The organism is Halobacillus sp. A1 (assembly GCF_024189295.1).
In the GTDB taxonomy this organism is placed as follows: Bacteria; Bacillota; Bacilli; order Bacillales; family Halobacillaceae; genus Halobacillus_A.
Map to the genome: position 1 here is coordinate 1 of NZ_JAIZEN010000041.1, position 11,275 is coordinate 11,275.

The window sequence follows — 11,275 nt, forward strand, 5'->3', positions numbered from 1 at the left end:
GAAGGAATAAGAGGACAAAACCCTCTTACTTACAACCAAAGAAGCCGCGTTGGACGATAAAATAGTCCAACGCGGCTTCCTTTTTTGATATATAACTCAAAAAGTTAGCAGTTCTTCAGTGGCCTCGCTCAATACCGAGGTCATCTCATAGCAGCTTAGCGCTTTTTATTATACTGTCCATTTTTAGGGTTACAGTTCATGTAAAATTCAGAGGTGTTTCTTTTTTTAACTTCTAAAGGAACCCTTCATCATGTTTAAAACCCGTGGCTCTTTGTATTGGAATCACCATGGGTTTAATTGTTTACAATTTATATATCCGACGTATAAGAGTAAGGAGTACAAGGCAGCTTCTACTCCCTATTTGATATACTGACCTTACATAAAAAGGAGAGGATGAATGAGATGGATTTAAAGTTGCAAGGCAAGTCTGTAGTCGTAACAGCAGCAAGTAAAGGGTTGGGTAAAGCAACAGCTCTGGAATTTGCTAACGAAGGGGCCAGCGTGCTCATTTCAAGTCGTAATGCAGAGGAATTACAACGCACTGTAAAAGAAATTATTGAGCAGTCAGGGAACGAAAATGTGGACTATGAGGTTTGTGATGTGACCAAACCTGATCATATTAAGAAACTGGTGCAAAAAGCCGTGAACTGGAACGGGACTGTCGACGTTCTCATCAATAATGCTGGAGGGCCTCCAGCTGGGACGTTTGATGATTTTTCTGACGAAGATTGGCAGCGTTCTTTTGAACTTAATCTTCTTAGCTTTACGCGGACCATTCGGGAAGTGCTTCCCCATATGAAAAAGCAGCAGAGCGGACGTATTATTAACATAGCTTCTTCTTCTATCAAGCAGAGCCTGGACAATCTAATCCTTTCAAATACATTCAGGGCAGGAATAGTAGGCTTATCTAAAAGCTTATCTCAAGAATTAGCCGCCGATCATATCCTGATTAACACCGTAGGTCCGGGAAGAATTGCTACCGATCGAGTGGAGAGTTTAGATCAAGTAAAAGCCGAGTCGCTTGGTGTTTCTGCTGAAGAAGTGAAAGAGAAGGCTGCTCAAGCTATACCAATAAAGCGCTACGGAGAGCCTGAAGAGTTTGCCAGGGTCGTCGTGTTTTTAGCCTCTGGGGGAAATACGTACGTAACGGGGCAGTCGCTCGTAGTAGATGGAGGTCTCGTGAAAGCATTGTAATACGAAGAAAAAGTCTCCCGTCACCCGGGCGTTAGATTATTTTTACAACGGTAGACTCGTTAGAATGAACATTTCACTAATATCGATATACAAAAAGAAGCTTCTCAAAAAGTTACGTAACTTTTTGAGAAGCTTCTTTATTATTGTTACTTCGTTTATTTTAGACTGTATCATAACTTCCTGCCAACTTATTCCTGTTTATCTTTCGGCAGAAATTCGAATATTTTACCACTTCTTATACTTTCAACTAAATCATCCAACCAGTGATAGTATGTTTTAGATTCTTCTAATTGATCATAGTACTTCTTTGCTTCTGCCACAATATCTGGTGTACTGGTGGAATCTTTTATGACATTTATGAAATCTTCCTGCGCTTCCTCAATGGCTTCTAAATTCATTTTTACTTCTCGTTCCCACATTTGGCAGTAAAATGCCATAAAAGAACGGAAGAAATTTTTCTCGGCTACATACGTATGTTTTCTGGAACCTCGTGTGAATGTTTTTTTTACCATCTCTATTTCCTGGAGCCTGCGGACGCTGGTACTCATACTCGGTTTACTCATTTCGAGCTCCTTACGCATTTCATCAAGCGTCATCTGATCTTTGAAGTACATCGTCGCATATAAATTTGCGGCAGCTGGTGTTACCCCGTATAAATCCATAGTCTCTGCAATGGCGCCGATCACTTTATATTTGGCTTCTTCAATTTTGGCTTCGGTTCTTTCATTAGATTCACTCATAAGGTCGCTCCTTCAATATACGTAAATCTCGTTAAATATTTAAAATAACTTCTTTACAAACAATTGTTAACGCGTTCGGATAAAAAGTCAAATAAAAAATGTCCACCACCTGACTATACAAAACTATTACAGCTAGTGAAGTCTTTCCATATTTTAATGTGGATATTTTTTTGACAGCCGTAAAGAGACATGTTAGTGTTAAAAAAGTTAAATAAATTCTTAACAAACTTAACTTACTTCAAAAATGGAGTTGATCAAATTGAACCTGAACTTAAAATTACAACAATACATTAACGGTAAATGGGTGGACGCTAATTCGGAAAATACGCGTAATATTATTAATCCATTTAACCAGGAGGTTATCGCCGTTGTTCCCGAAGGTGATGAATCTGATACAAAAGAAGCAATTGCTGCAGCAAGAAACGCATTTGACAACGGAGAATGGGCTGCTAAGCCGGCAACTGAACGCGGAGCCGTTGTAAGGAAAATTGCTGAATTAATAGAAAGAGACACAGAAGAACTGGCATATTTAGAATCATTGGATACTGGTAAAACGATGGAAGAAAGCCGTGGAGATATGAATGATATTGCTGGAGTGTTCCGTTATTATGCAGAACTTGCAGATAAAGATGGCGGCGAGCTGATCGATTCTCCAGTACCAAACTCGATCAGTAAAGTGGTTCATGAACCAGTTGGTGTTTGCGGACAAATTACCCCTTGGAATTATCCTTTGCTTCAAGCGTCCTGGAAACTGGCTCCAGCGCTGGCGACAGGAAATACTTTAATCATGAAGCCGAGTGAAATCACACCGCTTACTACTATTAAAGTATTTGAACTAATGGAAGAGGCAGGAGTGCCTGCTGGAGTTGCTAACTTAGTTCTCGGCGCAGGCGGTACAGTCGGGCAGGAGCTGTCTGATAACACAGACGTAGACCTCATTTCTTTCACTGGCGGTATTGTTACCGGGAAGAAAATTATGCAAGCGGCAAGCGTGAATGTGAAGAAGCTCGCTCTTGAGCTAGGCGGGAAAAACCCAAATGTTATTTTTGCTGATGCTGACTTTGATATAGCTGTCGACCAAGCGTTAAACGGTGTATTCTTCCATGCCGGACAAATTTGTTCCGCTGGTACAAGACTGATTGTTGAAGAAAGCATTCACGATGAGTTCGTTAACGCGCTTGTTGAACGAGTGAAGAAATTCAAGCTGGGAAGCGGATTTGATGAAGATACGCAAATGGGACCGCTTATTTCAGCTGAACATCTTGCGAAAGTAGAAAAGTATGTAGAAGCGGGGATTAAAGAAGGAGCTACCTTAGCAGTTGGAGGCAAACGTCCAGAAGATCCTGAATTGCAAAATGGATTTTTCTTCCTGCCTACTGTTTTCACAGACTGCACAACAGACATGACCGTTGTTCAAGAGGAAGGCTTTGGTCCAGTTATTACGATTGAGAAGTTCAGTACAGAAAAAGAAGCCGTAAAGCTTGCTAATGACTCGATCTACGGACTTGCCGGCGGTGTTTTTACAAACGATATTGCAAAAGCTGAACGCTGTGCAGCCAAGATGCGCATGGGTACGGTTTGGATCAACGAATTCAACCTTTATTTCCCACACGCCCCGTGGGGTGGATTTAAACAATCTGGTATTGGACGCGAGCTAGGCAGACTGGGCATGGAAGAATATACAGAAACAAAGCATATATTCCAGAACCTTAAACCTGAATCTATGAACTGGTTCTAAGCTGACAGTCTATTATTCATTCTCTATATAACCATTAGGTGGAGGGAATTCATACTCCCTCTTAAATCTCAATCTAATGTAGTGTTTTTAAATAAATACCAACTATTAACTAAAATTTATAAATAAGGAAGGGTTTCTAAGCAATAGTGTTTCTATTGTCAGAAGTCCTTTCTCCATTACAACACGAGGAGGAACTGAATATGAGTGAAACATATGATATTGTCATCGTTGGAGGCGGTAGTGCAGGTTCTGTACTTGGCGACCGTCTAAGTGAGGACGGGAAAAAGAGTGTTCTTGTTTTAGAGGCAGGACGACGTGATTATGCATGGGATCTATTAATTCAAATGCCGGCAGCTTTGCCGTTTCCCGCAGGCAAAAGCCTATATGATTGGAAGTACGAATCAGACCCTGAGCCATATATGAATGGGCGCCGTATTAAGCATGCCCGTGGAAAGCTGCTAGGAGGATCCAGTTCAATTAACGGTATGATTTACCAACGCGGAAATCCAATGGACTATGAACGCTGGGGAGCCGATGAAGGAATGGAAACGTGGGACTTTAAGCACTGCCTTCCTTATTTCAAACGCCTGGAGAATGCTATTGAATCACCAGATGATGATCTTCGCGGCCACGACGGACCTATCAAGTTGGAACGCGGGCCAGCAACTAATCCATTATTCCAAGCCTTCTTCAACTCAGGTGTAGAAGCTGGTTACTCAAGAACCCCTGATGTGAATGGTTTTCGTCAGGAGGGCTTCGGACCGTTTGACAAGCATGTATATAAAGGCCAGCGCTTGTCAGCTTCACGTGCCTATCTTCATCCCGCAATGAAGCGTAAGAACCTGACGGTGAGAACTCGTGCTTTCGTTCAGAGTATCGACTTCGACGGTACTCGAGCTAAAGGATTGACATATCAACGCAACGGGAAAACTCATCAAGTTAAAGCGGGTGAAGTTATACTTTCAGGCGGTGCCATCAATACGCCGCAGCTGCTTCAACTGTCAGGAGTGGGAGATGCCAAACACCTTCGCTCACTTGGCATTGAACCAGTCGTTGACCTTCCAGGTGTAGGAGAGAACCTTCAGGATCACCTCGAAGTTTATATCCAGCACGCGTGTCCGCTTCCTGTTTCCGAACAGCCTAACTTAAATAAAGCGCGCATGCCGTGGATTGGTTTACAGTGGATGTTTGGACGCACTGGTCCCGCCGCGACCAATCATTTTGAAGGTGGAGGTTTCGTTCGTTCAAATGAGGACGTCGACTACCCGAACTTGATGTATCATTTCCTTCCGGTAGCGGTACGGTACGATGGACAAAAGGCTCCAACGGATCACGGGTTCCAAGTCCATGTCGGCCCTATGTATTCTGATGCCCGTGGATCATTGAAGATTCGATCAAAAGATCCTAAAGAGCACCCAAGCATGGTCTATAACTACCTTTCTACTGAACAGGATCGACGCGAGTGGGTAGAAGCGGTCCGAGTAACCCGTAAGATTATGGAGCAGCCAGCTATGAAACCTTACAATGCAGGGGAAATTTCTCCTGGTCCTACTGTTCAAACAGATGAAGAGATTTTGGATTGGGTGAAAGAAGATGCTGAGACGGCACTTCATCCATCTTGTACGGCAAAAATGGGACCTGCTTCAGACCGCATGTCTGTCGTAGATCCTAAATCTATGAAAGTGCACGGACTCGACAACGTACGAGTGGTCGATGCTTCTGCCATGCCTTATGTTACGAACGGCAATATCCATGCACCTGTGTTGATGTTGGCGGAAAAGGCAGCAGACCTCATCCTTGGTCGTAAACCGCTCGACCCAATTGATGCTGACTTCTATCGTCATGGAGTACATCCAGCCGATGCTGGCACAGTAACTAAATAACGTTTTCTATGGAAGGCCTCTGTCAAAGTGTATTTGCTCTTGTAGCGTACATTTTGATTTGAGGCCTTCTTTTTTTGTCGATGACTTAATAGAAAAAGGGTTGATGATTACCCCTGACTAGATGCTTTTTTCTAGTGTATAATGTCATTAACATATTGAAGGGTGAAGCATCACTCAGGCGGTTTCTACTCTAATACTAAAGAGGAAGGTGAATAATAATGGCCAAGAAGCGAATCGTCGTCAAAATAGGCAGCAGCTCCTTAACAAATACAAATGGTGGATTAAGCAATGTGAAGCTGCGCGAGCACGTCGATGCGCTGGCACGGTTGAAGAAGCTTGGACATGAGGTGATATTGATATCATCGGGAGCCGTTGCAGCTGGGTTTACCGACATTGGCTATTCCACTCGTCCTGTAACAATTGCCGGTAAACAAGCAGCCGCAGCCGTTGGGCAAGGTCAGTTATTAAGAGGTTATACAGAAGGTTTTAAAAGACATGGAGTTGTGGCTGCACAATTACTGTTAACGAGACAGAATTTCCTGCACAAAGAGCAATATCAAAATGCACATGCCACCTTGTCTGAACTTTTAAAGCGTAAAGTAACACCGATCATTAATGAAAATGATTCCGTGGCAGTTGATGAATTAACCTTTGGCGATAATGACATGTTATCTGCACTCGTTAGTGGTCTTGTTCATGCAGATTTATTAATAATATTAACAGATATCAACGGAATTTATGATCAAAATCCACGGACTCATCCAAATGCACACAGGTATAACTTTCTTCATGAAATTGATGATCACTTAGTAAACGGTGCTTCTGAAGCCGGTTCGAAAGTAGGCACTGGAGGCATGAAATCAAAAGTAGAGGCAGCACGTACAGCATTACGTCTAGGAGTGAATGTGTTTATTGGATCTGGGGCAGGGGATGAAAAACTTGTCGATATTCTAGTTGGGGAAGGGGACGGAACTTATATCGGCGGTCGTTCACTGGCAAGTATGAATAATTCCAAACAGTGGCTGGCCTTGCATTCCATTCCAAGTGGGAAGATTGAAATAGACCAGGGGGCTGAAGCTGCTATTGTAAGAAATGGAAAAAGTCTCTTACCTGCTGGTGTTACAAATATTATAGGGGACTTCAGCGTGAATGATGTCGTGGAGGTTGTAAACGTGGAAGGGCATCTGATAGGAAAAGGCAGTGTTAACTTTTCTTCACAACAGTTGCTGGAAGTTAAGGGGTTATCAAGCACAGAGGCTATGAGTAAAGCTGATAGTGACCAAAAGGTTGTTATTCACCGTGATTATTGGGTAAGTCATTAATTTTGTGAAGCGAAAACATATGAACTTCCTATAAAGAATAAGAAACAAAGCTTCGTCGGATCTATCATAAGAGCAGGTACGAGATTTATGGTGAACTAACAGCAGCACCTTCCTGCCGAAGGAAGATATCAACACCCATAAAATGTGGAATAACCTGTCTACACTTCATGGAGCGACATCCAACTAATAAGGCTCAGTAACTAACTCTTTCCTTTATAAGGCCTCGTTCAAAGTGTATTTGCTTTTGAAGCGTACATGTATGATCGAGTGCCTTTTTTAGAGAATTTTTAACTAACGGAAACTCACCTATTATGTTTTCAATGATATGCAAGTGTACATTGATAAGCGTATTTATAGTCGTTGCCAACCTCAAGTAGAGGAGGATGAATCTTAAAATTTTTTAACTTCTTTCAAATATTAGATTGACATTTTATGCGAAGTAGGTAAAATAGTCATTGACATTGAAAATCATTTTCAATTAAAAAATTACATACGAGGTGGACTAATAATGAAGAAGGTACTTTTATTCAGTTTTCTCTTGTTTGCAGCAATTACTTTAGCGGCATGCGGAAATAATGAGGAAGAAAATTCTGGTTCTTCTGATTCTGAGGGTAACGAAGAGTCAGAAGCAAACGAAGAGTCTGAAGGCGGAGAAATCAATCTATATACTGGTCGTCACTATGATACAGACCAGGAGCTGTACGATCAATTTACTGAAGAAACCGGCATTGAAGTAAATGTCATTGAAGGAAAAGACGATGAACTGATTGCACGAATGGAACGTGAAGGTAAAGCTTCTGAAGCCGATCTATTAATTACGGCTGATGCAGGACGTCTTCACCGTGCTAAATCTGATGACCTTTTACAAGAAGTTGACAGTGAAGTTCTAAATGAGAATATCCCGGAGAACCTTCGCGATGAAGAGAACGAATGGTTTGGACTCACAAAACGTGCACGTGTTATTGTGTATAACGAAGAAACGGTGAACCCTGACGACATTCAAAGTTATAGCGACTTAACGAAAGATGAGTGGGAAGATAAAGTTCTCATCCGCTCTTCTGAAAACATTTATAACCAGTCTCTTGTAGCATCTATGATCGCACAAGATGGCGAGGAAGCTGCGAAAGAATGGGCTCAAGGTATCGTTGATAACATGTCCCGCGAACCACAAGGTGGAGATCGTGACCAGGCGAAAGGGATTGCTGCTGGCGAAGGCGATGTAGCTGTCATGAACACGTATTACCTCGGCCAAATGCTTTATTCTGAAGACGAAGAAGAAGTGGAAGTTGCTGAACAGCTGGGTGTTATCTTCCCTGATCAAGAAGGGGACGGTACACATGTTAATATCAGCGGTGTAGGGCTTGCAGCAAGCAGTCAAAATACAGAAGAAGCACAGCAGTTTATGGAGTTCTTGACAGAAGAATCAGCACAAGAACAATTTGCAGAAGCGAACTACGAGTACCCAGTTAATGAGAACGTAGAACCTACTGAAGTTTTACAGGAATGGGGCGAGTTTGAAGAGCAGGACATCAATCTAAGTGAACTTGGTGAAAACAACGGAGAAGCCATTCAAATTATGAACGAAGTGGGTTGGAAATAATCCTCTTCCCCTGTGCCGCCCCTCAAAATCGAGGGCGGCATTTGGTGTATATACAATAAAGTATTTAACCTGTTATGATTAGACGGTACGCTTTTTATTCAGGTTTTTAAAAGGACGTGTCCGTTTTGAAGCTGTTTCGAAAACTACCAGGATATATGAACGCATGGACCTTACTTACCATGATCATCGTTGTTCTCATTTTACTGCCAAACATCACCATTTTAATTAGCTTTTTCACTGAAGAAGCAGAAAATTGGGCACATATCCAGGAGTTTATCCTTCCTAACTTAATAAAAAATACAAGCTTATTAATTATATTCACCGGATTCTTAGCCATCATGATAGGAACCAGTTTAGCCTGGCTCGTCTCTGCTTACGACTTTCCCTTTAAAAATTTCTTTAAATGGGGGCTGATCCTGCCATTAGCGATTCCACCTTATATTGCTGGATATACGTATAATGGTATCTTAAACTATACAGGTGTGATTCAGAAGACACTGCGAAACACTTGGGGAATTGAAGTTAATCAAAAATACTTTGATATCCTTAACCTCCCTGGTGCCGTGTTCATCTTCACGTTATTTCTTTTTCCTTACGTGTTTATGATCACTCGCGGATTCCTGCAAAATCAATCAGCTTCTTTGGTTGAAAATGCACGATTGCTCGGACGAGGGCCATTCTCTATTTTTTTCCGGGTTGTCTTACCTATTTCGCGGGGAGCTATCGTCGGAGGAGGCAGCCTTGTATTACTTGAGGTTTTAAATGATTACGGAGTCGTTCAATACTTTGGAGTTCCCACCTTTAGTACGGCTATTTTTCAAACTTGGTTTGGGATGGGAGACCTTAATGCAGCTATTAAACTCTCAGCAACTTTAATGTTTATTGTCTTTTTCATTCTAGTCCTTGAGAAATTCTTGAGAGGGCGAAAGAAATACAGTTACACGACGACAAAAGTTCGCCCTCTTACACCTATTAAGCTTACAAAAAGTAAAGCTTGGACAGCCTTTAGTTATTGCGCAATCATTTTCGCACTTGGTTTTCTTATTCCATTTATACAGCTCACCGCCTGGATGTTCTTAACCTTTGAGAAAATGATGTCTTCTACATTTATTGAACTCGTTTGGAACTCCCTGTTTGTCTCGCTCGTCGGGGCAGCAATGATTACCGTGTTCGCTGTCATCATCGCAAACTTTGCCCGTATGCACCAGAGCTTTATCTCCAAAGCCCCCGCACGAGTGACGATTTTAGGGTATTCTATTCCCGGTGCTGTGATTGCTGTTGGTATAAGTACCGTCTTTATCGAAATTGATAACCTGCTGTTTAATTTCTATGAAATGGCTGGACTCGATGCATCCTTATTTATCAGTACAAGCCTGTTCATGTTAATATCAGCTTATGTGATTCGTTTCCTTGCCGTTGGATTTAATTCAATCGAAGCAGGATTCGATAAAGTAGGAAATAAGTTCACAGAAGCCTCACGTATGCTGGGGATGAATGTGACGAAAACATTTTTCAAAGTGGATCTGCGCATGATTAAAGGACCACTCATCAGCGGATTTATTCTAGCGTTTATTGAAATAATTAAAGAATTACCTCTTACATTGATTCTAAGGCCATTCAACTTCGACACCCTATCGACGAAAGCCTATCAATACGCGAGTGATGAACAAATTCACGAAGCCTCGCTCGCTTCTATTATTATTGTTGTTGTCAGCGCGATTGCCATCTACGTCTTTCACAAAGTTCTAGAAAAGGAGCCACGTTAACATGTTCATTCAAATTGAAAACCTGTGCTTTAAGTATCAGAACTCCAGCGAAAATACGATCGATAGCTTTAATCTAGCAATCGACCAGGGCGAAATCATTTCCATCCTGGGAGAAAGCGGAAGTGGAAAAAGTACCGTACTTCGCCTGCTTTGCGGCCTCGAAACCCCTACTTGCGGAACCATTAAGATAAACGAACACACCATGACAGATGACCGCCACTTCGTCCTCCCCGAAAGACGCGGCATTGGCATGGTCTTCCAAGATTACGCCCTTTTCCCGCATATGACCGTAGCCGAAAACATTCAGTTCGGGTTAAAAGGGTATGGACGTAAAGCTAGGAGAGAGCGAACAGAAGAAGTCTTAGAGCTTGTGAACATGACGAGTCTTATGAAACGTTATCCACATGAGTTAAGCGGCGGCCAGCAGCAGCGTGTCGCCCTCGCGCGGGCGCTCGCTCCAAAACCTGCCCTGCTCCTGCTTGATGAACCGTTTAGTAACCTTGATGCGGATTTACAAATCAAGATTCGCGGAGAGTTAAAAGACATCATTAAGAAGACGGGAACAACTTCTATTTTTGTAACACATGACCGGGAAGATGCTCGTGCCATCGCCGATCGTATCATTACGATGCGTGACGGGGCGGCATATGATTGGGAGTCCATTTGTACGCTGCGTGAAGAAGAACAGCAACAGCCGAAGCTAGTTAAAGTGAAAGGATAGTTTTTGATGCAGTTTGGCAGTAGTAAACGTGTTTTCAACATTTGTGAGCGATTAAGACAATATACGAGCGGTTAGTTTATGAGCTGACAAGTTAAACTCCGATGAAGCTTAATGCGTTTCATCGGGGTTTTTTGTATGTTTCTATTTCCTAGGCTTTGTTAAATTCCTGTGTTGATATTCATATAAGCTCCCTATAGTGGAAGACTCAGTTTCGAGATATTTGGACTGTTTCCGTTATGTTTAATAGAGGTAAGAGCTCCGGGAAATCACTCCCTTTCCGTGGGAGCGCGGTGAGCCTCCTCGAGCTTCGC

The 11,275-nt window shown here is 42.3% G+C and carries 8 protein-coding genes; 7 read left to right on the forward strand and 1 reads right to left on the reverse strand.

What is annotated here, in order from left to right:
* Positions 1-402 precede the first annotated feature (402 nt).
* Complete coding sequence (locus tag LF817_RS19560; protein WP_253937495.1) at positions 403-1,194, forward strand: SDR family oxidoreductase; 792 nt, start codon at positions 403-405, stop codon at positions 1,192-1,194.
* A gap of 188 nt (positions 1,195-1,382) precedes the next feature.
* On the opposite strand, the gene cudC is transcribed toward LF817_RS19560, so the two are convergent.
* Complete coding sequence (cudC, locus tag LF817_RS19565; protein WP_253937496.1) at positions 1,383-1,934, reverse strand: choline uptake/conversion transcriptional regulator CudC; 552 nt, start codon at positions 1,932-1,934, stop codon at positions 1,383-1,385.
* A gap of 265 nt (positions 1,935-2,199) precedes the next feature.
* Here cudC and betB point away from each other — a divergent pair, with 265 nt between their 5' ends.
* The 6 genes from betB to LF817_RS19595 all read left to right on the forward strand — a co-directional run bounded on the left by betB (position 2,200) and on the right by LF817_RS19595 (position 10,964).
* Positions 2,200-3,672 (forward strand): betaine-aldehyde dehydrogenase, encoded by a 1,473-nt coding sequence (gene betB, locus LF817_RS19570; protein WP_253937501.1) that lies wholly within the window; start codon positions 2,200-2,202, stop codon positions 3,670-3,672.
* 200 nt (positions 3,673-3,872) lie between these two features.
* Positions 3,873-5,555: a choline dehydrogenase gene (betA, locus tag LF817_RS19575; RefSeq protein ID WP_253937497.1), complete on the forward strand. Its 1,683-nt coding sequence runs from the start codon at positions 3,873-3,875 to the stop codon at positions 5,553-5,555.
* A 218-nt stretch (positions 5,556-5,773) separates the two neighbouring features.
* Positions 5,774-6,877 carry a glutamate 5-kinase gene (gene proB / locus LF817_RS19580; protein ID WP_253937498.1) on the forward strand — a complete coding sequence of 368 codons (1,104 nt, stop codon included), beginning with the start codon at positions 5,774-5,776 and terminating at the stop codon, positions 6,875-6,877.
* Between the two features lie 508 nt (positions 6,878-7,385).
* Positions 7,386-8,477, forward strand: a complete 1,092-nt coding sequence (locus tag LF817_RS19585; RefSeq protein ID WP_253937499.1) for a Fe(3+) ABC transporter substrate-binding protein — start codon at positions 7,386-7,388, stop codon at positions 8,475-8,477.
* 155 nt (positions 8,478-8,632) lie between these two features.
* Entirely contained in the window at positions 8,633-10,243 is a 1,611-nt protein-coding gene (locus LF817_RS19590; RefSeq protein ID WP_253937502.1) for an ABC transporter permease, read from the forward strand.
* Position 10,244: 1 nt separating this feature from the next.
* Positions 10,245-10,964, forward strand: a complete 720-nt coding sequence (locus LF817_RS19595; protein WP_253937500.1) for an ABC transporter ATP-binding protein — start codon at positions 10,245-10,247, stop codon at positions 10,962-10,964.
* Positions 10,965-11,275: the final 311 nt, after the last annotated feature.